25 protein-coding genes and 2 pseudogenes are annotated in these 23,153 nt (G+C 63.5%); 11 read left to right on the top strand and 16 right to left on the bottom strand.

Translation table 11 applies throughout. The features are described from left to right. A partial coding sequence (gene traA / locus C100_RS44450; protein WP_024021629.1) for a Ti-type conjugative transfer relaxase TraA occupies nt 1-2,229 on the top strand: 2,229 nt, incomplete at its 5' end. A 33-nt stretch (nt 2,230-2,262) separates the two neighbouring features. After that, complete coding sequence (locus C100_RS44445) at nt 2,263-2,970, top strand: DUF6118 family protein (protein WP_024021628.1); 708 nt, start codon at nt 2,263-2,265, stop codon at nt 2,968-2,970. Between the two features lie 27 nt (nt 2,971-2,997). Here C100_RS44445 and C100_RS44440 read toward each other — a convergent pair whose 3' ends face one another. Beyond that, nucleotides 2,998-3,261: a DUF3892 domain-containing protein gene (locus tag C100_RS44440; protein ID WP_024021627.1), complete on the bottom strand. Its 264-nt coding sequence runs from the start codon at nt 3,259-3,261 to the stop codon at nt 2,998-3,000. Nucleotides 3,262-3,279: 18 nt separating this feature from the next. Further along, nucleotides 3,280-3,495: a hypothetical protein gene (locus C100_RS44435; protein WP_024021626.1), complete on the bottom strand. Its 216-nt coding sequence runs from the start codon at nt 3,493-3,495 to the stop codon at nt 3,280-3,282. Between the two features lie 136 nt (nt 3,496-3,631). Here C100_RS44435 and C100_RS44430 point away from each other — a divergent pair, with 136 nt between their 5' ends. Beyond that, a complete protein-coding gene (locus C100_RS44430) occupies nt 3,632-3,952 on the top strand; it encodes a helix-turn-helix domain-containing protein (RefSeq protein WP_024021625.1) in 321 nt (106 codons plus the stop codon). Then, nucleotides 3,952-4,833 (top strand): ImmA/IrrE family metallo-endopeptidase, encoded by an 882-nt coding sequence (locus C100_RS44425; protein ID WP_024021624.1) that lies wholly within the window; start codon nt 3,952-3,954, stop codon nt 4,831-4,833. The genes C100_RS44430 and C100_RS44425 overlap by 1 nt, the downstream gene beginning before the upstream one ends. A 72-nt stretch (nt 4,834-4,905) precedes the next feature. Here the strand turns inward: C100_RS44425 and C100_RS44420 are convergent, their stop codons facing one another. The 9 genes and pseudogenes from C100_RS44420 to C100_RS49590 form a co-directional block, all read right to left on the bottom strand. Further along, a complete protein-coding gene (locus C100_RS44420) occupies nt 4,906-6,189 on the bottom strand; it encodes a 5-methylcytosine restriction system specificity protein McrC (RefSeq protein ID WP_024021623.1) in 1,284 nt (427 codons plus the stop codon). Further along, complete coding sequence (locus C100_RS44415) at nt 6,182-7,300, bottom strand: ATP-binding protein (RefSeq protein ID WP_024021622.1); 1,119 nt, start codon at nt 7,298-7,300, stop codon at nt 6,182-6,184. Before C100_RS44415 ends, C100_RS44420 begins: the two co-directional genes overlap by 8 nt. Next, nucleotides 7,300-7,920 (bottom strand): hypothetical protein, encoded by a 621-nt coding sequence (locus C100_RS44410; RefSeq protein ID WP_031310204.1) that lies wholly within the window; start codon nt 7,918-7,920, stop codon nt 7,300-7,302. The genes C100_RS44415 and C100_RS44410 overlap by 1 nt, the downstream gene beginning before the upstream one ends. A gap of 25 nt (nt 7,921-7,945) precedes the next feature. Next, the gene (locus tag C100_RS44405; protein WP_024021620.1) at nt 7,946-10,156 is read right to left on the bottom strand and encodes a type II restriction endonuclease; all 2,211 of its coding nucleotides are present in this window, start codon (nt 10,154-10,156) and stop codon (nt 7,946-7,948) included. Then, nucleotides 10,153-11,232 carry a DNA adenine methylase gene (locus tag C100_RS44400; RefSeq protein WP_024021619.1) on the bottom strand — a complete coding sequence of 360 codons (1,080 nt, stop codon included), beginning with the start codon at nt 11,230-11,232 and terminating at the stop codon, nt 10,153-10,155. The genes C100_RS44405 and C100_RS44400 overlap by 4 nt, the downstream gene beginning before the upstream one ends. 104 nt (nt 11,233-11,336) lie before the next feature. Then, nucleotides 11,337-11,894: pseudogene (locus C100_RS44395) on the bottom strand (recombinase family protein); the annotation flags it as partial. Between the two features lie 235 nt (nt 11,895-12,129). Beyond that, nucleotides 12,130-12,471: a Rap1a/Tai family immunity protein gene (locus C100_RS44390; protein ID WP_024021617.1), complete on the bottom strand. Its 342-nt coding sequence runs from the start codon at nt 12,469-12,471 to the stop codon at nt 12,130-12,132. Between the two features lie 3 nt (nt 12,472-12,474). Then, on the bottom strand, nt 12,475-13,407 hold the full coding sequence (locus C100_RS44385; protein WP_037531219.1) for a DUF1259 domain-containing protein: 933 nt from the start codon (nt 13,405-13,407) through the stop codon (nt 12,475-12,477). 17 nt (nt 13,408-13,424) lie between these two features. Beyond that, nucleotides 13,425-13,760: a Rap1a/Tai family immunity protein gene (locus C100_RS49590; RefSeq protein ID WP_024021615.1), complete on the bottom strand. Its 336-nt coding sequence runs from the start codon at nt 13,758-13,760 to the stop codon at nt 13,425-13,427. Nucleotides 13,761-13,875: 115 nt separating this feature from the next. Here C100_RS49590 and C100_RS44380 point away from each other — a divergent pair, with 115 nt between their 5' ends. From C100_RS44380 to C100_RS44360, 6 genes and pseudogenes are all read left to right on the top strand, one after another. After that, nucleotides 13,876-14,835, top strand: a complete 960-nt coding sequence (locus C100_RS44380) for a chromate resistance protein ChrB domain-containing protein (protein ID WP_024021614.1) — start codon at nt 13,876-13,878, stop codon at nt 14,833-14,835. A 12-nt stretch (nt 14,836-14,847) separates the two neighbouring features. Continuing rightward, entirely contained in the window at nt 14,848-16,077 is a 1,230-nt protein-coding gene (chrA, locus tag C100_RS44375; RefSeq protein WP_024021613.1) for a chromate efflux transporter, read from the top strand. Nucleotides 16,078-16,270: 193 nt separating this feature from the next. Beyond that, a pseudogene (locus C100_RS49235) lies at nt 16,271-16,517 on the top strand (transcription elongation protein SprT); the annotation flags it as partial. 72 nt (nt 16,518-16,589) lie between these two features. Beyond that, nucleotides 16,590-17,243 (top strand): ParA family protein, encoded by a 654-nt coding sequence (locus tag C100_RS44370; protein WP_024021612.1) that lies wholly within the window; start codon nt 16,590-16,592, stop codon nt 17,241-17,243. Continuing rightward, nucleotides 17,240-17,578: a hypothetical protein gene (locus tag C100_RS44365; protein ID WP_024021611.1), complete on the top strand. Its 339-nt coding sequence runs from the start codon at nt 17,240-17,242 to the stop codon at nt 17,576-17,578. The genes C100_RS44370 and C100_RS44365 overlap by 4 nt, the downstream gene beginning before the upstream one ends. Next, nucleotides 17,575-18,528 (top strand): replication initiator protein A, encoded by a 954-nt coding sequence (locus C100_RS44360; protein ID WP_024021610.1) that lies wholly within the window; start codon nt 17,575-17,577, stop codon nt 18,526-18,528. Before C100_RS44365 ends, C100_RS44360 begins: the two co-directional genes overlap by 4 nt. A gap of 570 nt (nt 18,529-19,098) precedes the next feature. On the opposite strand, the gene C100_RS44355 is transcribed toward C100_RS44360, so the two are convergent. Genes C100_RS44355 through C100_RS44335 form a run of 5 tightly spaced genes read right to left on the bottom strand, consistent with a single transcriptional unit; the run spans nt 19,099 to nt 22,280 of the window. After that, nucleotides 19,099-20,667 carry a type IV secretory system conjugative DNA transfer family protein gene (locus C100_RS44355; protein ID WP_024021609.1) on the bottom strand — a complete coding sequence of 523 codons (1,569 nt, stop codon included), beginning with the start codon at nt 20,665-20,667 and terminating at the stop codon, nt 19,099-19,101. Then, complete coding sequence (locus C100_RS44350; protein ID WP_024021608.1) at nt 20,667-20,954, bottom strand: hypothetical protein; 288 nt, start codon at nt 20,952-20,954, stop codon at nt 20,667-20,669. Before C100_RS44350 ends, C100_RS44355 begins: the two co-directional genes overlap by 1 nt. 36 nt (nt 20,955-20,990) lie before the next feature. After that, on the bottom strand, nt 20,991-21,719 hold the full coding sequence (locus tag C100_RS44345) for an SIMPL domain-containing protein (RefSeq protein WP_031310198.1): 729 nt from the start codon (nt 21,717-21,719) through the stop codon (nt 20,991-20,993). Then, nucleotides 21,716-21,937, bottom strand: a complete 222-nt coding sequence (locus tag C100_RS44340) for a conjugal transfer protein TraD (protein WP_024021606.1) — start codon at nt 21,935-21,937, stop codon at nt 21,716-21,718. Before C100_RS44340 ends, C100_RS44345 begins: the two co-directional genes overlap by 4 nt. A 16-nt stretch (nt 21,938-21,953) precedes the next feature. After that, the gene (locus C100_RS44335; protein WP_024021605.1) at nt 21,954-22,280 is read right to left on the bottom strand and encodes a conjugal transfer protein TraD; all 327 of its coding nucleotides are present in this window, start codon (nt 22,278-22,280) and stop codon (nt 21,954-21,956) included. Between the two features lie 169 nt (nt 22,281-22,449). Between C100_RS44335 and mobQ the strand changes: the two genes are divergently transcribed. Further along, nucleotides 22,450-23,153: MobQ family relaxase (mobQ, locus tag C100_RS0125375; RefSeq protein ID WP_031310197.1), on the top strand; the 704-nt coding region annotated here is incomplete at its 3' end.

Below are 23,153 nucleotides of genomic sequence, written 5' to 3'. Positions count from 1 at the left end.
CTTCCACGCGATGCCCTCGAGAAGATCGCGGCCGACCCGCGCATTGCGCTCGACGGCATCACGCGGCAACAGGCGACCTTCACCATCCGCGATCTTGCCGCGTTCGCCTTCCGTCATTCGGACGGCAAGGAGCAGTTCGACCAGGTGATGGCGGCGGTGCGCGCCAGTCCCGAGCTGGTGGCATTGGGCAAGGACGGGCGCGACCAGGAGCGGTTCACCTCCCGCGAGATGATCGCTACCGAAGCGAAGCTTGAGCGCGCCGGTGACGAGCTGGCGCGTGGCGCCGGGCATGGCGTGTCCGTGTCCCATCGCACCGGAGCGCTGGAGACGGCGGAAGGGCGCGGCCTGGTGCTGTCGGGCGAGCAGCGCGACGCCTTCGACCATATCACGGAGGGCCGAGGGCTGGCGTCGGTCATCGGCTATGCCGGCACCGGCAAGTCGGCGATGCTGGGCGTCGCGCGCGAGGCGTGGGAGCGCGAGGGCTATCAGGTGCGCGGCGCGGCCTTGTCCGGGATCGCGGCCGAGAACCTTGAGGGCGGATCGGGCATCCAGTCCCGCACCATCGCCAGCCTTGAACATGCGTGGGCGCAGGGGCGTGACCAGCTGACCCGCAATGACGTGCTGGTGGTGGACGAAGCGGGCATGATCGGCACCCGCCAGATGGAGCGGGTGCTGTCCCATGCCCGTGACGCCGGCGCGAAGGTGGTGCTAGTGGGCGATCCCGAGCAGTTGCAGGCGATCGAAGCCGGCGCGGCGTTCCGGTCGATCAGCGAGCGCCACGGCGCGGCCGAGATCACCGAGGTTCGCCGGCAGCGCGACAACTGGCAGAAGGACGCGACGCGTGCGCTCGCCACGGGCCGCACGGCCGAGGCGCTGCACGCCTATGCCGATCACGGCATGGTTAATGCGGCGGAAACCAGAGAAGCTGCGCGCGCCGCGCTGGTCGATGGCTGGGACCGCCAGCGCCAGGCTGCGCCGGAGCAGAGCCGGATCATCCTCACCCATACCAATGCCGAGGTGCGGGAGCTGAACCAGGAAGCGCGCGAGCGGGTGCGCGCATCGGGCGGGCTGGGCGAGGACGTGGGCACCACGGTCGATCGCGGCCGGCGCGACTTCGCGTCCGGCGACCGGATCATGTTCCTGCGCAACGAGCGTTCGCTTGGCGTGAAGAACGGCACGCTGGGCACGCTGGAGCAAGTCAGCGAGGGACGCATGGCGGTGCGGCTCGATGGCGGCAGCCGTGTCGCGTTCGACCTCAAGGACTATGCCGCTGTCGATCACGGCTATGCGGCGACCATCCATAAATCGCAGGGTGTGACCGTCGATCGCGCGCATGTGCTGGCGACGCCGGGGATGGACCGGCACGGGGCCTATGTCGCCTTGTCCCGGCACCGTGAGGGCGTGCAGCTCCACTATGGCCGCGACGACTTCACAGACCAGCGCCAGCTCGCCCGCGTCCTGTCGCGTGACCGCGCCAAGGACATGGCCAGCGACTATACCGCGCCGTCCGACAATGACCGGGCACGCGCGTTCGCCGAGCGGCGCGAGATCCGGTTCCCGGAACTCGCGCGGGAGATCGCCGCCAAAGTGCGCGACAAGGCCAAGGGCATGTTCGACGGCTTCCGGCCCAAGCCGGCAGCCGAGAAGGCGTCCGCGCCCAAACGGGAGCCTATGATCGGCGACAAGCCGGGCCAGGACAAAGCGATCGAACGCTATGCGCGCGCCACGGCCGATATAGGCCGGATGCGCGCCAAGGGCCTGCCCGTGCTGCCCCACCAGGAGAGCGCATTGCGCAAGGCCGGCGAGGCGCTGGACGCAGGCCGCCCCCATGCCGCGCGCGACCTCGCTTCCGCGCTCCGGCGTGACCCGAAGCTCATCGAGCAGGCCGCCGGCGGCAACACCGGCGGGGCGGCGCGCGCGATGGCCGAGGAGCAGCGCGTGCGGCTCGACCCGGAGGCGCGCGCGGGCCGCTTCGTGGAAGCTTGGCAGGCGATGCAGCGCGATCGTGCCACCCTTGAGCGGGCGGGCGACCGCGCCGGCGCGGAGCGGATGCGCGGCAACATGGCGAAGGTCGCCGGCGCGATCGGGCGCGATCCGCAGCTGGAATCCGCGCTGCGCCGTCGCGCGCCCGAGCTGGCGCTGAAACTGGAGAAGGACCGCGCGATCGGCGACGCGCTGGCGAAATCGCTGGGGCCGGACCGCGAGCGCGACCGGGGATTGAGCCGATAGGTTTCGCGCTTTCGGGTGCGTGAGGGAGACAGGATGAGCGAGGACGAGCACGAACCCGAGACAGCCCAGGAAGCCTTCGCGCGGGTGGAGGGCGAGCTGGCGCTGCTGCGCCGTGCCGTGGAGCGGATGGCGATCGAGCGCGTCGAACTTCCCGAGCAGCCCGACTATAGCGAGACGCTGGCGGGCCTGTTGCAGACGATCAACGCCACCTTCCAGCGCGCGGACGCTCTGGTGGTCGCAGCCAAGGAGGGAGCGACCCCGCGCCATATCGTTGACCGGATCGTGGCGGCGGGCGCGGACGCCAGCGCCGAGGACCGGCGGACGATCGCGACCGCCGCTGCTGAGCTGAAGGACGCGACCCGGATGCTTCAGGGCGTCGTCGCATCGGCGCGGCGCCGCGACGAGCAGAACCGATGGGTGATGTGGACGGCGACCGGCGGGGTGGTGCTCGGCATGGTGCTTTGGGCGACGTTCGCCGGGATTGTGGCACGCGCCGTGCCGGCGAGCTGGCAATGGCCCGAGAAGATGGCGGCGCACACGCTCGACATGCCGATGTGGGAAGGCGGGCAGCGCATGATGCAGAGCGCCTCGCCTGGTGCGTTCACTGCACTGGCGGCGGGCGACCGGATCGTTGCCGCCAATCGTGAGGCGCTGGAGGCGTGCCGGAAGCGTGCAGACAAAGCGCGCGAGGCGGTGCGTTGCACCATCGATGTTGAGGCAGACGAGAGGACGAAGCGTTAGGGGGCTAGCACCCCTTCCGCCCCTTCCTCAGCAATCGAGCAGATCGTCGAGGTTGTTCTTGGTCGAGCCGTCGCGGCGGGTGCGGAGGTACTTGCCGCTGGGGCCGTTAACGACCGTGATGGGCGTCTCCTGACCATCGGTCCATGAGACGTAATACTGGTGATCGCCGTTCTCGATATCCCGAATAGCGTCCGCCTTGAAGCGGGGCGACCAGCTCTGCCCGGCATTGCAGAGCTTGGTGATATCACCGTCCCTGTCCTTGCCGGTCTTGTTCACATAGCGCTTGGCCATGATGGTCCCCTCCTTTTGTCAGCTCTCGCGGACGGTGGTGTGGGGGCTGGCCTTGCCATGTGCGGTGGTGACGTAGCGGCCGCTGATCGCGCTCCGATAGTGACCGCCGGAGCTGCCGCCCGAGTTGGATTCCCGCACCGTCGTACGGGGGCTGGCCTTGCCGTGAGCCGAGGTCACGAACCGACCGCTGATTGCGCTGCGGTAATGACCACCGCCGCCCTTGCTACCTGCCATTCTTCAAACTCCTTGAACCATGATGTCCGGCATCCAGTTCGGACTACCGGTACAAGCAATATGGCTACTACGAGTTCGCTGTTCAAGTAGGAAAAATGAGGCTATCACCGAACGAACGAATTTTCACGGAGAAACCATGTCATCGACTCTCGGTCGGAAGGTTCGGGAGCTACGGCAGGAGAAGAAGCTGACCCTTGATCAGCTCGCCCAGGCTACCGGCAGCAGCAAGAGCTACATGTGGGAGATAGAGAACAAGCCGGTCGCGCGTCCCTCGGCCGATAAGCTGAATCGTATTGCGGCCGTGCTGGGGGTGACCCCCGAGTACCTAGCTGACGAGGAGCGAACTCAGCCCACCGCTGACGAACATGATGAGGCGTTCTATCGCAAGTATCAGGGAGCCAATCCCGACGTGAAAGAAAAGCTCAAACGTATCCTGGACGTTCTGGACGACGAGTGATGCCCGATCCCACACAACCGAGAGCATGGGCCAATCTGCTGAGCCAGCTATGGGGGCCACGTTTCCCGGTTGATGTGAGAACCATCGCACTCGACTATACGCAGCGCAAATTTGCCGATCCGATCAAGACGATCAAGGAGGCACCAGTAGACCATTTCGAGGGTGCGCTGGCGCCGTTACCCAAAAGCGGAAAATGGGCGATCCTCTATAACCCTAACATTGTGTCGGCGGGACGCATCAACTTTACCTTGGCCCATGAGCTGGGGCATTATTTTGTCCATCGCCAGATCAGCCCCGGCGGGTTTGAATGCGGGGAGAAGCAGATTCTGGGTGTTGATCGCGATGCAGAGCGGCGTCGCATCGAACAGGAGGCAGATGCCTTCGCGTCATACCTGTTAATGCCGATGAACGATTATCGGGATCAGGTTGGCCGCGACGACATGACGCTGGAGCTGCTGCGGCAATGCGCCGATCGCTACGGCGTCTCGATGACCGCAGCGGCGATCAAGTGGCTGGACTTCACACCCAAGTGCGCCGTCCTCGTCGTGGCAACCAACGGTTTCGTGCTGTGGTGCTGGCGCAGCACGTCGGCGAAGAAGCGACGGCTATACTATCCGAGCGGGATGGAACTGCCGGCAGGATCATTGGCGACGCGGCCCATGTTGATTCTTCCCGATCCGGATCGGGGGACCATGCTTGATCGGAGCGTATGGGGTGGCGTCAGTGACGTACGAGAGATGGCGATCTTCGCCGATCGCTATGAAATGACGATATCTCTTTTGGTGTTTGATGACGCTGAGGACAGCAGGACCTCCTGGGAGCAGGAGTCCGATGAAGAAGATGCTTTTGATCGATTTACCCAAGCCGCTTCCGGCCGGTAGTCATCCACCTTGAGGCAGGACGCGGTGTCAACCATTCGGCTTTGACCTGTACATCAGCATGGTAGCTTGCTTCTAGATCCCAGCGTTTGTGCATTCTTGTGTTGCGGCGGCTAATGTGGATGAAAACGCTGCTAGACCGCCTGGTCGTGCAATACCGGACACTCCAGTTGTTATCGCGAGAAGGCTGCCAGTTGGCAGCTGTTCACGTTGGAACACCTTCGCTTCCTCGCCGACATCGGCGGCATTCAGGCTGGGGTAGGCGAGGATTGCCTTGGAGCTACCCGTCGCGTGCATGAATGCAATCACTTCGTACCGGTCGGCAGCCGACACCGTATTGCGTCCGCGTTCTTCGTTGCCTTTGTACTTCGCGTCGAAAACGATGGGGCCGTCCACGTCCACGAGCGCGTCTGGTCTAACGAGGCTTGAAGTTGCCCGTCCTGCCCGGTGTATTATGCCAAGCTGGAAATCTTTTTGGAGCTGGACGCGATTTGCGCCGAGGCGCATCACGAGTGAGCGCTCGACGAGCGCTTCCCAGGTTCGCCATGTGTCGAGGGTGAATTCAAAGGTAGCAAAGGCGCCGGAACCTGGAGCGAACCCTGCATTTTTCAGCAGTTCGAGCGCGAGATCGTAGGCTCTTTGCCAAGCGGAGAGACGGGGCGGTAGGATGCGTCTGATCCGGCTCGGTCGAACGGCGGGGGAGCCCCAGCGTCCTACCGCATCTCTGAGCATAACGGCTACCTGGACATCGCGGACATGACCCAGCAGCGCATGTGCACCGGCATGTATGGTCGCCCAGTACTCGTTGTCGCGGCTCATTGCGTAGAAAGTCTGCCGCCAGCCCTCCTCCCCTGGGTTTAGAAGAGTGTCGGGATCAATCTCTCCAAGCGGCTCGAAGGTTTCGGTTGTGACCCGCCGACGCGCCTTGAGGGGGGTCCTGTGATTGCGCCGGAGCTCATTCAGTAGCGTCCTTGCGATTAAATCGGCGAGGCTGTTCGGGGTAGACTTGTCGGAAGCAATGGTGCGGATCGGATCGATGCGCCCATGGGCAGCAAACAGGGCGAGAAACAGGAGGTCCGCTCGCCAATCGTCACCTTCACCCGCGTATTTTGGGCGTATTTCGAGTTCCACTCCGGGTGCGAGCGCCACGATGCCGGCCACACCTTTTGCCATCACCCGATCGCCAACGATCTCAATAGGGTTGAAGGCCAATCCATGGTAGCGTTGGATGCGCTCGCCAGTTGCTCGCAGGCGCTTCTCGGCTTGCGCAACAGTCTCGCGTAGTGCCCCGGCGACGACAGGGAGGATGTCCCTCGGTGCGCCGTACTCGACGATTCCAACGGTGAGCCTGCTAGGCACCCGCGATCCGTCTGAGAACAGCGTAGATGCTGGCCGGGCTGATCGTCGGTTCGATCAGCGTGAGGCGGTCATCGTTGCCGTAGGCGGCGTTCTCGAGCCGGTAGCCGGTGGGGTCATCGCCCGCGTTTAGCGCAACGCCGGTGCCGATGAGGTCGCCATAGAACACTTCGCGGACATGAACGTACACCTTCTTCCACCAGCTAGCAGCTAGAGTAAGCGCTTCGTCAACAGTCGCCAGCTCGGCCCTGGCGAAGATGCCATGGCCGAGCTGGTGGTCGGCCGATCGCCCGAGCGAAATCCGGGCATTAACTGCCGCCCACGCCCGCACTGCTGCCTCAGTCACCTCGCCCGCCATGGTCGGCGCGTCTGGGAGGGTTGCGGCCGCGCCTACAGCCTGGACGAAGCTCCTGGCCTTCTCGGCGTCCGGCATTATCGCGATTGTCTCAAAGCGACGTAGGAACGCTACGTCGAGCGGTTCGATCGAGCTGTCTGCCTGGTTCACCGCCGAGAGGATGTAGAGGTGGGTCGAGAGGTAGAGGTCCACGGTAGCGCCGGTCTCGTCGAGCACTTTCATGGGCCAGCTCTGCGCCGTGGGCTTGTCGTCTGGGCCAAGCCGCTTATCGCTCTCGATAGAGACTACGGCGTCGCCAAACAGCTGCACCGCAGGGCCGCGGTTCATCTCGTCGATGATCAGCAGTGCCGCCCCACCATCTAATGCAAACGCGTTTGTCTTCACGAGTGAACCATGCGCGACGCTGAAGGACGGACCGCCGGCGCCGGCATCGGTGCTGGGAACGAAAGCCGTCGTGAAATCACGGGCTTTAGTGTTTGCCGAGAAGGCGATGCGTTCGACGTGGCGGTTCGATCGACCTCCGCTCGGCATGTGCGCGTCCGCTGTGGTCGCAAGCGGCACCTGCGCCGGCATGGCGATGCGCCCGCTGGACGTAATGGGTTTAGGTGGCGGGGCCGGTGCGGCCGTCACCTGCTGGAAGGCTTCCGCAACCTCCTGCATCAAATGTGTCTTACCGCAGGAAGGTGGGCCTGACAGAAGTACGTTGTGTTTGTCCTTGAGCGCCTGGAGGACAGCGCGCGCTTCGTTCGAGATAGCCATCACTTCACGAACGAGGTCTTGGCCTCGAAGTCCTTGAAGCCCATCGTGGCGTTAGTGCCCGGTGGCTGGGCCAGGATAGGTCGAAAGAAGTCGGTAACCTCTGCGTTCCAAAGATTATTCTGGATTGCCTGTTCTGTAATGAATGCAAGCCGCGGCGAGACCTGGGCGTCGCTCTGGATTACCAACAGGAACACCCGGCCTTCGTTCGTCGGCGGCGTGAGCCTGAGTGCAGCGACGCGCCCGAGGCGAACCTCAGTAGGTCTGGCTTTTGTCGGCGGCCAGTATTCCATTCTCATGACAACGTAGTCCTCGCCATCAACAGACCTTACCTCAAGTTCGGTTGCTGCTCTGTCGATGGCAGTATCATCAATGTGAACGAAAACGTCTGCGGCATGGACGTTTGAGACCTTTTTCTTACCGCCCCACTCGGTTCGTTGCCTGGGCGTAGCGCTCGGGAAGATTTTTGAGAACACGGGCGCGAACGTTCCGCCAGGGCTAAAGCGTTGATCGCGCGCGCCGCCACCGGTCCCGCTATCTGCGGACGCTGCCTCAAACTTCCTGAGATCCCCCGCCTTCAGCTCCTTATAAACGAAGCGCTGTACCTGACCCGTTCCCGTCACACGCTGTCCCCCCTCAACTATCTTATTAGAGACCGTGGGCGACTTGAGAAGTCGTAGGCTCGTCGGCATCGACCTGTGACGGGACATAGGCCCGAGCGCCAAGCGTCGAGGCTGCGAGCACACGCTGCCGAGCGATGTCCTGCTGCGATCCGCTAATCTCGGAAAGAATGAAGTCGCGCGTAATGGTTGAACGCTTCTCTCCCGGCAAGGCAGGCTGGCTGCGGTCGAGGCTCGGAAAATCATCTAAGATACGAATGACATCGGCATCACTCCTAATGCCATATGCGCGCAAGCAGATAAGGTCGATGTCACGCCGGGCGGCCGCAATGGTTGCGGCCGCATCTCCTCCCCTACTTACATCGGCCTGCGCAATACGGCGGGCGGCCGCAACGATACGCCGCGCCGGCAGGGAGTCTGGCAGGATTGGAGGGAGCGGTACACTCTGGAGTAGGAAGTAGTTGACAGTGGTGGTGAGCACCCGCCGAAGGAGCCAGTCAAAGGCTATGCTGTTGACCATGCCGCACCACAAGTGCAGCGCGTCCTCTCCAAGGGCATTTGGAAATAGGATCGTAGGGACTTTGTTGCCGCACGCGACGCCAGCTGGAATAACAGCGGCCAGCATCGAACGCTCGTTAGTTTGGCCGGCGATGTCGCAGAAGCCTGCCCGCACTTGAGACAGGCGCGGACGTGCCGTGGCTGGAACATCAGAAGCCTTGATCCAGAACTGCGGCTTAATTGTTGCTTTGCCGATCGGAGCGCTGCTCCAGATCGCACGTCTGCCAGTGCCGCTAAGATACACCTTTGCACCAAATCGGTGCTGATGGACCATTCGTCCCTCTACCAGCGGTATAGCGCCGGGCGTGGGCTTCGTCTTGAAAAGACGTCGCTCCCTAGTCATGTCGACTTCGCGCGAAAACTCGGGCGCCCATGTGTCATCAGCTTCTGCCCAGCGCTGGCCGGCTTTGCTCATCCTAGCGAACAAGCGCCATTCTGCGCTTGAGCTAACTTCTGGTATCGACAGATCGGGGCGGAGGCGGCGAAGGCTCGACAGCGGAATGGAAACGGGCTCACCACTTTCTGCAGCGCCCCGCGAGCCGAGCCCGCGCGATAAAGTGAGTTGGGCTGTTCGGGACCCGGCTAGCTTTGCGGTGCCTGCCCCGGTCACGGCGAGAAACTTGAAGCGACTGTCGATACCAAAAAACCGGGCGCTGTTATCGAAGACAGCGATGTCTATCCGCTCGAATCTATCCAACAGGAGTTTGCGTAGAGCCGTGGTAGATTTAGAGCGGATAAGGCCGGCGGGAAGCAGGGCGGATATCGCGCCTCCGGGGCCAGAAATTTCTAGGAAAAGTTGTGTGAAGGCTGCGAACAGATCCTGTTCACCACTCGCCAGTCCGAAGCGCTCCGAGACGGCTTGGGCGTAGTTCCTAACTTCCTTCTTTCGCTGCTCCGTCGCGATCGAGATCGCACCTTCGTGCACCGCGCCGTAGTGACGCGACGATCCCGTAGCACGCTCTTCCTCGTGCCTGTGCACCTTCAGCTTTTCCCAAGGAGGATTGCCGACCACCATCGCGGACGCAGCCCCGATGTTCTCTCTCCATTGCCGTGCGGAGCGCATCAGGCTGTCCCCGGCGTGCCAGCGCGCTGTCATCGATTTAATCACAGTGAGATCGCCGGTGAGCGACGCCAGCGAAAGTCGGGCGCCTCGCAGTGCAGTGGAGGATTGGTCGGCAGCGATTACACCTTCCGCAAGGCGCTTGGCCGCGGCTCGCCGGTCCTGGTTGCAAAGTGCGAGGACAGACGCGACTAGGAGGATGCCGGTGCCGCTTGCTGGATCAACTAACGGAAGTTTTGGCGAGCCAGCGACAGCGATATTTCGGCCGATCAATCCTGCGAGACGAAAGTCGGTATAGTGCGCGCCAGTAGTGCGCTGAGCATGGACGCTCAATCGTTCTCTAGCTAGAGACGACAAGGCGAGAGACGGATGAATGTTTGTGTCGCGGATGGCACTGAGAAGTTTTGACGCAACCTCATCCAAAGTACTGTAATCGTGCGTGTCGATACCAAAGGTGCGATGGAAGGACCTTAGATCATATCCTCCCAGTCGCGCAGACGCTGCTTCAAGAACTTGCATCCTGCGCTCGGCATCTGGCTTCTTAGACCTGATGCATGCGGCGTCGAGAATGCGTTCGGCTGGCCCTAACAATGAATGTTCGAGCGGGATAGGACCGGTCATGCGGTCGCGCCTTCTAAAATCACGTTCCGAGGCATTGGGGAGCTCTTTCGCGCCCCGCGTCGTGCATATGTAAGAATGTACTCTGTGACGGTGTCACCATTGGCGCTCGCCGAACGGTTTGGCCGGTAGCGGCCCACCTCCTCAATCGGAGTAGTGACTATTTTACCACTGCGGGAAAGCATCTCCTCCAGCTCTAGTAAGTCGACGTGGCCTTCTGCGCTGTATGACAGAATGACGTGACGTGAGCCGATGTTTTCGACAAGTGAAACAAGCGCATCAAGCGCACGACGCTTGTAGCAGAAGGCCGAGGCTTTGTGCTGCCAAGGCCTTAGGCCGCTCACACCTTCAACGCGGGGTTCATCGCCAAGCACCAAGGTTTCAATGATGTGGTAGTATGAGGCGTATTGGCGCTTAGTGTAAGGTGGATCGAGATACACTAGATCGTTTTCGGCCGTTACTAAATCAGCGACATCGTGCGTGGTAGTATCAAGCTCCGTCGCAAAGTCCTTTAGCAATCGAGGTTGCAGAACTATGGGACGCAGTGCTGCGCTCTGCCACTTGGATAGGAAGCAGCCGTATGTCCCGGCAATATTAGCGCATCTGTTTACGCCCGCAATTAGGTCTGCGAGTAGCAGCTTTTCCTCATCAGGGCTTATATCGCCACCCTCACGCCAGTCAGAGATCAATGACCGCATGGCATCAATTCGGGCAGCATTCTCCTCTGTGAAATACCTGCGCGCGGTTCCAGCGTGCAGCGCGGAGGCAGGGCTGTACGTCCGGTGAAAGTAGCCAGTCCGAGCCGGCGTTTGGTTCAATCGATTGATGGCACCGTCATAACCGTCAAGACGGCTGAAGCTGACTTGGTCATGTGAAAGAAGCCGAGCTGCCGTCATGATGGTAGCGCTGACCATGGTGTCGTTTGCCCAGACATCGCGTCCGAGCAGGCCAGCTACCTCTGATACCGCCCCGGTCCCGCAAAACGCATCCACGAAGCGATCGCAGTTGTCATACGAGGAGATAACCCGACTCAAGGGGCTAGTTAGGCGCGCTTTTGAGCCAATGTACCGGAACGTCACCCTTGCACCTCGTTAAGTTGGTGCGCCGCCCCTAGCGATGTCTCGCTTCGGGTCACGGTTTTACCGCCATGTGTGTCATAAATCCGGGACCTATCGCTGATCGGAAGGCTCGTGCGCGTGGATAGCGCTCGGTAGAGAGTGGCGTGGTGGCACTTGAGCAGCTTAGCTGCTTCTCGGACGGATGTGCCCTCCTCCACCAGACGTTCGCCTAGAGCGACTTGGTCTGAAGTAAGTTTAGGCGGCCGGCCGAAGCGCACGCCTCGCGCTCTGGCGGCAACCCGCCCACTGCTTGTACGCTGATAGATTAGCTCGCGCTCGAACTCGGCAATGCCGGCAAAGACGGTCAAAACCATGCGACCCGCTGGGGAGGTTGTATCGGCCCAAGGCTCGGCCATCGAACGCAACCCCGCGCCAGCTTCCTTTAAGCGCTCAGCGATGTCGAGCAGGTCTCTGGTTGATCGTGCGAGCCGATCAAGCCGCGTGACTACTACTACGTCATCGTCACGGAGATGTTCGAGCATGCGTTCCAGCTCGGGCCGGTTGCGCCTTGCGCCCGAAACCTTCTCCTCAAAAGTGCGGCGACAGCCGGCCTCCTTCAGTGCGGCGCGCTGCACCCGCAAATCCTGATCGTCAGTTGAGACACGCGCATAGCCAATGAGCATGTTGCAAATGTGCCTATAAAGGAATCTGTTTTGCAAACGAATTTTGCGACATGCTCGTTGGCCCAAGAGCGTGACCGTGTTCTATGTCGCAAAACTCAGGACTTCCGCGACAAGCCGTGGCCGCTGCGATCCATTCTCTGTCGTTCCGCTCGCGCTGATGGGCGCCTGAAAGCCACCGTTGACTCGGTCGAGCACGGCTGTTCAGAAAAATGACCGGTTGTGACACTAGGTATCGTCATCGTGGTGAGTTCGACGGACACGGCCAGGTCTCACTCATCGCGCGCTCCGCGCCCGCCATCATGTGCTTGTCATGGAAGTACGTGTTGACTTCCGCCCAGCGCACATAGGCGGTCCGCAACCGGTGACGGTTATAACGAGGCGGATTACAGACACTCTGCTGGGCGATCATCATGTCAACGATGCCCTGAAGGTAAGCTCCGCAGCCCGACTCGCCTGCCCGGCAGCTCGTGAGCAGCGCCAGACCCTGCATATCGCTCGGCGTTTCGTCTTGAGCGAGCGCGCCTGTAGGCGCCAGCGCGGCTGCGGCGAACAGCGCCGTCCACCAGTTTCGTGTCATAGGTCAGCTCCGTTGCACATTGGTTTTATCCAGTGCTGCACGGAGCCCGCGTGCGAGCTTCTGGGCGTCGTCATTCGCCCAAAAGTGCATGAAGAAGAGCCGGGGCTGGTCATCCAGCATGTGATTGTGAAGCGCGGTGACCTCGATGCCCCCCGCGCGTAGTGCGCGGAGCACGGGATCGACCTCGGCGGCGGTGAGCACGAAGTCACCGGTGATCGCCGCCCGGCCCGAGCCGGTCGGCTGGAAGTTGATCGCGGTTGCGGTGCCCATGGACGCTGGCGCGGGCATGCCGCCGTCGCTCAGCTTCTCCGCGCGGGGAAAGCTGAACTGATAGACCCCACCGTTGGGCTTACCCTTGCCATCCATCAGCCGGTCAAGCGCGGCGGTGTCGAGGGCGATTGGCTGCGACGACCCCGCGCCGGCGGACGGCGGTTGCGAATCCCTGGATGGTGCCGTCATCGGTGTCCGGCTGGCGGCGAGCGCTTCACGGAGGGCGGCCGCAAGCTTCACGGGGTCACCATGGCCGCCGATGTGCATGTACATGGTCGCGGGCGCGGAACGAAGCAGATGGTTGTGGAGCGCGGTGATCGTGAAGCCGGATGCCAGCAACCGGCTCATGACCGGATTTACCTCCTCATGCGTCAGCACGAGGTCACCCATGACCATCACGTCATTGCCCATGGGGTGGAACGCCGCCCAGGAGCCGAGGGCAAGCGCCGGCTTGATTGCCACACCGTCGAGCTGGACGTTAAGATCGCTGCGCGGGAACCCATACCGGCGAACGCCGTCGGGCTGCGTCGTTCCCGCTCGGCCGAGGCTCTTGTCCACGAGCGCCCACCTGTCGCCGTGCGCCTCGGGCGGTGTCGCTTGCGGGTTTGTCTGGGCGGCGGCCGGTGCGGCGAGCGCGATCGCCAGCGGGAGCAACAAGTGACGCAATGCTTCTCTCCTCGATCTCAATTGGTTTGTCGGCATGGGAAGCGCTGGCGTAGCGCCATCGTCACACCCGCCAACCGGGGCAGGTTGGCTGCGTGACGGTTCTCTACCGCCCACGCCGGGAAGATACGGCTCAACTCGCCCGATCGGACGCCCCGGCCGCAGATTCCGGCTTCGCTGCCGCCGTTGCCGAAAGCGGAAAGCGTCTCGGCGGCACCAGCGAGATACGCTTCGCACCGACCGTTCACCTTCCTTTTCGTCTCGTCGACACACGTCCGATAGAACTGCGTAACCGTCTCATAGCGAGGTTGGGCCGCGGCAGACGAGGCCGCTGGGCACGCCAGGCACGCCAGCATGGCGGCAGCACCTGATCCAACAGCTCGCATTGCGGTCTCCTCACCCCAACTTTTAATCCACCCAAGCAAACGATACAAGTGTACGTTCGTTGCGTCGCTATGTTACAGTTGCTTCATGGCTGATGCTTCTTCGCCCGAGCCCCGTGACTGGCTGCTCCTGATCCCACAGCTCCCGGCCAAGCCCGCCTATCTGCGCGTGCGGGTCTGGCGGCGCTTGCAAGCAATGGGAGCCGCTCCCCTCAAGAATGCCGTTCACGCGCTCCCTGCTCGCGACGACACCCGCGCGCTCTTCGAGGAACTCAGAGCGGAGATCACCGCAGGGGGTGGCGAGGCGTTGATCCTGAAAGCCCGGCTAGTTGAGGGGATGGTTGATGCGGAGCTTCGCGCCGTGTTCGACGCGGCCCGCGACGCGGATTACGAGGAGTTGGCGCGCGAAGCGCGTATGATCGCCGAGGCGGAATACGTGTCGTCCGCCGACGTCCGCCGCCTGCGTAAACGCCTGGACGAGATCGCAGCGGTCGACTTCTTCGGCGCGCATGGACGGCAGGCGGCGGACGCCGCGATAGCCCAAGCGGAGGGGCGCGCCGGCCGCCACCCGGACGTGAGCGGGCCGGGAGCGCCGGAGCTGACGCCGGCGGAGCTGAAAGGCCGCACTTGGGTCACGCGCCGGCACGTGCATGTCGATCGCATCGCCTCGGCCTGGCTTATCCGCCGGTTCATCGACCCGAGCCCCAGCTTCAAGTTCGTGGACGGCAAGGACTACCAGCCCGAGCCCGGCGAGCTTCGCTTCGACATGGCGGACGCGGAGTTCACGCACGAAGGCGACCACTGCACCTTCGAAACGCTGACATATCGGACGGGGCTCGACGGCGATCAGGCGCTCGTTGCACTTGCCGAGATCATCCACGACCTCGACATCGCCGACGACAAGTTCGGTAGGCCGGAGACCGCCGGCATCGCCGCGCTCATCAATGGCATCTGCGCGAGCACCGACGGCGACAACGAGCGCATTGCCCAAGGGTCGGGCGCGCTCGATGGCTTCTACGCACATTTCACCAAGCGACGCGGCGCATAAGGGGAGCAGAACATGTCGAGCATCGAACATCCTGCCCCGGCGAGCGCGGCTCTGGATGAAGCCCAGCCGCCAGAGCTAAGTTATCCCGCGCTATTCTTGCGCTTCTTGCGCTTCGGCATGATGGCGTTCGGCGGCCCCGTAGCGCAGATCGCAATGATCCGGCGCGAGCTGGTGGACGAGGAACGCTGGATACCCAGCGACCGATTCAACAAGCTGCTCGCAGTTATGCAGGTGCTTCCCGGGCCGGAGGCGCATGAACTCTGCGTCCATCTCGGCATCCGCGCCAAGGGGCGACTGGGCGGCCTTCTGGCAGGGCTCGGCTTTATGTTGCCCGGCCTCGTGCTCATGCTCGCGCTTGCCTGGGCGTACACGCGGCTCCCGATTCAAGGAACGCTCCTCGGAGCCGCATTCTTGGGCATCCAAGCAGCGGTGATCGCTGTCATTGTCCGCGCGGTCCATCGCATCGGTGAGCACATCTTGTTCGACCCGTGGCTTTGGGCCGCAGCGATTGCGGCGGCGGCCGCCTCGCTCGCCGGCGTCAGCTTCTGGATCGTGCTTCCGGCGGCCGGCGCGGCCTACGCGCTCGGATCAACCGGGCGCTACGCGCTCGCCGCGGTCGTGGTCGCGCTTGCCGTTGGCCTGGCGGCTCTGACCTGGGCAGGAAGTCCCGGGGGTGCCGAAATAATGACGGGCACCAAGGAACCAGCGCCTGCCATCGCCGCGCTGTTCTGGGCGGGATTGAAGGGTGGACTCCTGACCTTCGGCGGAGCCTACACCGCCATCCCGTTCATCCGCAACGATACGGTCGGCCGGGGATGGATGACCGACGCGCAGTTCCTTGATGGCTTGGGTCTGTCGGGCATCCTGCCAGCCCCCCTCGTGATCTTCGCTACCTTCGTGGGTTGGATCAGCGGCGGCCTTGCTGGCGCGCTTGCCATGACCGCTGGCATGTTTTTGCCCGCCTTCGCGTTCTCGCTCCTGCTCTACGATCGACTGGAAGCGGTGGTCGAACATAAGCGATTGCAACTCTTCCTGGCGGGCGTGGCGGCCGGCGTCGTCGGCCTGATTGTGGTCACCGTTGTTGATCTTGCCCGAACCACGGGCGCACGCACGCCGAACCTGATCGTAAGCGCGCTCATCTTCGCGGTCTCGCTGGCGATTATGTACCGGTGGAAGAGCAAGCTCGCCACGCCGGTTGTGCTGGCGATTGGGGCGGCAATCGGTGCCATTGCGCTGAGCTGACGGTTGTTGATGACTAAGGCTGTTCCTTCTCGCCCCAGCGTTGTCGCAGAAGCGGCGACGCTGGGAAGTCAGAATATTTGCGACATTGACTAAGCGAATAAGCTGTTAAGCGACAAACTGCTTTTCGCCCTTTTAGGCTCCAGCAGCCAGCGGTTTCCGAGGCTACCCGCTCTTGCGGCCGTTCTCGCGTGAAGCGGCGATCTTGGCTGCGGTCGGTCACCTCCTCCCCCATGCCAGACTCGATACAGGCAGCGCGACCACTCGGCCCAGGAAGCAGGCGGCGCGGATGCTGAAATGCGAGTGCTCGACGTGCGGCTATACCGTCAGGACCGCGCGCAAATGGCTGGAGACAGTGGGCGCACCTTTGTGCCCGATTGAGGGGGCATGGCCCGATGCGCCACGATCTGATCGGCGACGAAACTGAGGACGGACGTGACTAAGCGACTAATGCCCTTTACGACTAAGCGGCTAAGCTCCATAAGCCGCTTAGCCGCTTAGTAGGAGCAGCAGCTATGCAAGTATGGGCCGTCATCGCGCAAAAGGGCGGGCAATCCAAAACCACCCTCTCAACCGGATTCGCCGTCGAGGCGGCGCGGGAGGGGGCGTCGGTCGTTATCCTCGATGCCGACGATCGCCAGGGATCGGCGCTCTACTGGTCCGAACGCCGCGACGAGGACGACGTGATGGTGAAGGACAGCAGCGTTGCCGGTCTGCCGCTCCACGTCTCGCGCGGGCGCAGCAGCGGCAAGGTCGACCTCATCATCATCGACACGCCGGCGAACTCCAAGGACATTGCCATGCTCGCAGCCGAGCAGGCGGATTTCGTCATCATCCCTGTCGCGCCGCGAGGGCTGGACGTTCATTCGGTGTTGCAGACCGTCAAGCAGGTGCAGCAGGCAGGCACGCCGTTCGCTGTTATACTGACGCAGGTTCCGCATCAGGGCGGGGAGGGGCAGGAGGCCCATGCCGGTTTCGCGGCGAAGGGCGTGACGATGTTCGACAGCCGCCTCCACTTCCGCAAGGATTTCTACAAGGCCACGCCGCTCGGCAGAACGGCGGCCGAGACGGACCCGGACAGCAAGGCGGCGACCGAGTTGCGCGCCGCCTATGATGAGGCTAAGCGACTAAGCGGCTTTACGACTAAGCAAGTAAGCGAGGTTGGATGATGGCGAAGAAAACTTCCGCGCTCGCCGGCATCTTCGATGACGAGCCCGAGGCACCGGCACCGGCACCGGCTCCCGTTGCCGATGCAACTCCCGCGCCGCAGCCTGCCGTCCCGCGTCGGTCGCGGCGTGCGGCGGACACGTCGGCCCCGGCAGTACCTGCCCGGCGCAGCAGCCATCCTGGCAAGAAGCCGGTGCTGATCCACATTCCCGAAGACATGCACCGCACACTGCGCCAGCTCAGCGTCGAGGAGGGCGGGGAGCCCCTTACCGTCATCACCGAGCGGTTGCTGCGCCAGTATCTGGTCCAGCGGGGACACACCAGGTTCGCGCCGTGAGCAAGCGGCGTGATCCCAATCCCGAGTTCGACCTGTTCATTCCGGCGCTCGGCGATCTTCCGCTCAAGGACCAGCGGGAGGTCATGGAGCGCCCGTTCTTCTCGCTCCAGAAGCGCAAGCGGCTGAAGCCGATCGAGTATCGCAGCCCGGATGGCGAGGCCTGGGTGCGCGTGCAGGCCATTCCCGACTACGGCATGGCCACGATCTGGGACGCCGATATCCTGATATGGGCCGCGTCCACGCTCAACCGCATGAAGCAGCAGGGGCTGAACGATCTGCCCCGCACGCTGACAACCACGCCCTACGACCTACTGCGGGCGATCAAGCGCAGCACAGGGGGCAGGGACTATCAGGAGCTGCAAGCTGCGCTCCTCCGGCTCCAGACGACTTCGATCACAACTTCGATCCGCGCGACGAAGCGCCGGCAGAAGGCTGGCTTCAACTGGCTCGACAGCTGGACCTTCGACACCGACGCCGAAACGGAGCAGCCGCGCGGCATGACGCTGACCCTCTCGGATTGGGTCTATGAGGGCATCGTCAACGAGAAGTCGCTGCTCACCATGCACCCCGACTATTTCCTACTCTCCGGAGGGTTGGAGCGGGCGCTCTATCGTATCGCGCGAAAGCACGCCGGCACGCAGCGCGGTGGGTGGACTTGCCGGGTAGAGGTGCTTCGCGACAAAACCGGCAGCGATGCCCAGCCCAAGGAGTTCAACCGGATGCTTCGGCGGGTGATCGAGGCCGACCAGCTCCCCGACTATGCGATGGAGCTGACCGAGACGACGGACAAAAGCCCGGCCGTGTTGTTCAGGCTCCGCGGCGAGGCCGAGGCACTGGCACTCGCCGAGAGAATGCGCGCCGAGGAGGAGCGGCGCGCCCGTTTCGACGCCGAGCGCAAGCGGGCCGAGGAAGTCGATGCACAGATGGACCGGCTTGCCGGCCGCCGCTGACTATCGGGGTTTCACACACCGCAAGCCCAACTATCGGGGTTTCACACACCGGCCAGCGATGCTGCCTGAACCCTGACATGCTTCGGGCGATGCCGGAGCCACCAGCCAGGCTGTGGATAACTGGCACCGGAGGCCCCTTTTCGGCTCCAGAGTCTCGGGGTTTCACCCACCTTGGCGTCGGGGTATCACCCACCGCACTATCGGGGTATCACACACCGAATCACGGGGTTTCACCCACCGGGCCGGCTGGCAAGCAGTTGATAAACAAAGCAAGATTCCGCTTTTTGAGCGGCTTAACTTGTTTAACGATTCCTATTTAACAGAATCTCTTAACGACAGGGCTCACCCAAAACCGTCAACCTGAGAAGGGCAAGCGGAATTGGCCTACGGCCAATGCGCCTTCGATCCGTGACGGCTATCGCCGTCACCAGAGCGGCCTAACGGCCGCAAGGCTTCCGGAAGAAGCCAAGCGAAACTGGCGGTGTGTGCCTTCAACGTTTCGCCGGCAGAGAGGGCGATGAGGCGCTACCCCAAAGCTCACTTTCGATCTTCAAGGACCGGTGTGTGCGATCATGCCGGATCGAACAGGCCGGCGAACTCGCGCTGGTCATAGTAGCGGACCTTGCCGGCCCAGAGTGGGCGTTCACCCTGGCGCAGCAACAGGAGCGTGTCGGTGGGCATTCGCATGATTTCATCAGGTGTGACGAGCCGCCGCGCCGTGACATGCGTGCTGACGCTTTCCGAAGGGCCGGCGCGATTATCGCCCCAGCCAGTGCCGCGTGACGTGCTGAGGGTCGCATATTCCAGCGTCGTGTCGCCGATCGTGCGCGAGAGCATGTCGGCGGTGGCGTGATCGTTGACCCCGAAGGTCTGGATCACGCCGGCATTGGACAGGAAGGTGCCGGCGCGCTCGCCGTAGAGCGCGCGGAGCTGGTGCATGTCCTGGAGGATCGGCCAGAGCTGGAGGCCGTAACCCGCCATCAGCCCCATCGCTCGCTCCACCGGCTCCAGTCGGCCAAGCGCGGCGAACTCATCGAGCAGGAACAGCACGGGGCGTTCCGGCCGGGCAGGGGAGCGCGCCATGTCGGTGACGGCCTGAGCTACCAGCAGCCGCAGCCATCGGGCATAGGTATCAAGCCGGTCGGGCGGGAGGCACAGGAACACGGTGCCGGGCCGCTCCTTCAGGTCCGCGAAGCGGAAATCGGACGCGGACGTGCTTTCGACCAGGCGCGGGCTGTCGAGAAAGTGGGTGTGGCGCTGCGCCGAGGACAGCACGCCGGCCGCTTCCCGATCGGATTTGCCGAGCTGGCGATTGGCGGCGCGTGCGATCAGGCCATGCGCACCATTGCTAGCCTGCATGTCCGCCAGCAACGCGGCGAAGCCGGCGGGCTCGCGGGTGAGCTTATCGCGCACCGTGGCGAGCGTGACGCGGGCAGGGGGCTCGTGGACGACGGTGTGCAGGATCACGCCGGCGATCAGCGCCTTCGCCTCCTCGTTCCAGTGCGCCTCGCCCGATTGCCCCGGCGCGTCGTGGACCAGGGCGTCGGCGATCGTCTGCGCATCTTCCGCGAGGTCCGGGCTTGCCGGGTCGAGCTGCGCCAGGGGGTTGTAGCGGGCCGCAGGACGCCCGGAGACGCCGAAGGGGTCCAGGCACCACACAAGGCCCTTCCTGGCCCTCCCACGGGCCGTGACGCGGGCATTCTCGCCCTTGGGGTCGATGCAGACCACCGAGCGGTCGAGCAGCAGCAGGTTGGGGATGATCGTGCCCACCCCCTTGCCCGACCGGGTTGGGGCGATCGTCAGCAGGTGCGCCGCGCCATCATAGCGGAGCAGCTTGCCGGATTCCTTGGCGCGGCCGATCAGGAGATCTCCATTCGCCTCCAGCTTGCGCACGTCGGCGCGGTCGCCAAAGCGCGCCGACCCGAGTAGCTCGTTCCTGCGCTTGCCGACGCGGCTGTTGATCCACCAGGTCGCGCCGATCAGGCCGACCAGGACCAGGAACGAAACAGTGCCGGAAATCTGCCCGACGCCGAAGATGCCTTCCAGCCATCGCGCGGTCGCATAGGCCGCGATGAACGCAACGACGATTGCGAGCCGCCAGCTGATCGGCCGACGCCCGCCGATGAGTGGACCAGCCATCAGCAGGCCTGTTCCAGCGGCGTAATCGCAAGCGCCGGATCGGCGTCGGGATGCCCGAGCAGCTTGAGGATGATTTGCGTGGCGAGGGGAGGGGGCACCGCCTCGTCGCGCAGCATGTCGAACAGCGCCTCGTCATCCCCGCTCAGCGTCATGCCCTCGATCGCGAGGTTGGCGCGGGATTCGGCATCGGCTTCGCGCCATTCCGCCACATCAGCCGGCGTGCCGCGCTCAAACTCCAGCGCGCGAACCTCCCGGCGGATCGCATCGAGGTCGAGGAGGGGCGTCACGGCTTCATCCTTTCTCGCGGTATGGTGGCTAGGTGTTCATTTGAGGGCCAGCGCGAAGTTCACGCGCACCGTCACCATTCCGGCATTGGTCCCCGCCATTACAGTAGCCGACGCCTGTTCCGCCTGCACAGACACGGGCGGCGGCGCGACCATGCGGGCATCCATTGCCCCCATTTGCGGCATGTAGCCGCCCTGGCCGCCATCGTGGATCGCGAGCACTCGGTCGATGCGCAGGCCAGCGGCCTTGGCATAAGCCTCGGCCTTGGCGCGGGCAGACTTGTAGGCAGCATCATAGCCGCTCAGGTTCGCCTTCTCGGGATCGGTAACGGAGAGGTCGGGGCCAGACACGATGTTCGCGCCGGCATCGGTGACGGCGGCGATCGCCTCACCGACCCGCGCCGTGTCACGCATCCGCACGGTGAGGGTATTGCTCGCCTCGAAGCGGCCCTTGTTGGGGCCATAGTCCAAGCGATTGACCGACAGGCTGCGCGTCTGGATATCGCGCGCGGGCACGTTCAGCCGGGCAAGGGCGGCCGTGATCCGGCTCATGGCTTCCGCATTCTTCGCGCTGGCGCTTTTCGCATCAGCCGCCACGCTCGACAGGCCGGCGGTGAACAGCGCCTGGTCGGGCGCGGCTTCGGTGCGTCCGGTGCCTGTTACCGTCAACAAAGTCTCACCGGTTTCGAGGCCTTGCGGATCGGCAGGGCCTCGACCGCAACCGGCGATGATGACGCAGAGCGGCAAGGCCCATAGAGTCTTCCTCAAGACAGCTCCTCCACATTGTTTTCCGCATCGAACGCGCGTTTGCCGCGCCGCTTCCAGAGCGCAAGCGAGTCGCCGGCCTCGCCGCGAGCGCGGCCGACCAGCTCCAGCAGCGCGCCGTAAATCGTTGCGCGATCGTCGTCGGCGAGATCGACCAGGCCAGCCTTCTGGACGAGGCCGCCCAGCTCGATCAGGTGGCGGGTGCGTTCGCGCCGAGCCAAGACCCAGCCCCGCGTATCAGTCCGACGCCGTGCCGCTTCCAGACGCTGGATCAGCGCCCGGTTGCGTACCTGCGCTGTCGCCGTTGCCGCCAGCAGTCCGCCCAGCTTTGCGCCCGCGCCGTTGAAAGAAAGTGGAGCCCTTCGCGCGCCAAGCCTCCTTCGCTTCCGCATCCTTCGACGCAACGGCATCGAGCAGCGCGCCGGCGAGCATTTCCATGTCGAGCGCATCGGCCCCGGTTGCGGTGACGAGCTGGCCGAGCTGTTCGATGCGACGCGCCTTGATCGCCTTGGCGCGGCTCTCCAGCGCTTTCAGTTCCGCGTCATAGTCGCGCACCTTGCGCATGGTGCTCTCTCCTTCCGCGTCTGGTTCACCGCAGCCTAGCAAACAGGAGCAGGCAGGCAACCCATAATGAAAACGCACCGCAGTCAATCAGCGGGAGCGAAGCGAATGATGAGTGCGCGCTTATACGTCGTTGCCGACGTGCGCTAAGTAAGGCAGTGTGCGTAGCGTCATGGCGATCTACCATTTCTCCGCCAAGGTTGTGAGCCGCGCGAACGGATCGAGCGCCGTTGCGAGCGCGGCCTATCGTTCCGCGTCCGAGCTGCACGATGATCGGCTTGGGCGTAACCACGATTTCAGCAACAAGGCGGGTGTCATTCACTCGGAAGTGATGTTGCCGGAGGGCGCGCCGGAGCGTTTAAACGATCGCTCGACCTTGTGGAACGAGGTGGAGGCCGGCGAGAAGCGCAAGGACGCGCAGCTTGCCCGCGAGGTGGAGTTCTCGATTCCGCGCGAGATGAACGAGAAGCAGGGCGTGCAGCTCGCGCGCGATTTCGTGAAGAAGCAGTTTGTCGATCGCGGCATGGTCGCGGACCTGAACGTGCATTGGGACAAGGCGAAGGACGGCACGCCCAAGCCGCACGCGCATGTGATGATGACGATGCGCGACGTAGGGCCGGAGGGGTTCGGGAAGAAGAACCGTGACTGGAACAGCACCGAGCTGTTGAAGGACTGGCGCGAGGCATGGAGCGCGCATGTCAACGAGCGCATGGCCGAGCTGGGGCTTGAGGGCCGGATCGACCATCGCTCCTATGAAGACCAGGGCATCGCGCTGGAGCCGCAGCACAAGATTGGGCCAGCGGGAATGCGGCGGCTCGACCGCGGCGAGGATGCCGAGCGCGCCGACGATCACCGGCGGATCGCGCGGGAGAATGG

It is taken from the genome of Sphingobium sp. C100, from assembly GCF_000508185.1.
GTDB lineage: Bacteria > Pseudomonadota > Alphaproteobacteria > Sphingomonadales > Sphingomonadaceae > Sphingobium.
Note: the sequence above shows the minus strand (reverse complement) of the source record. Positions and strands in the feature narration are given on the sequence as shown.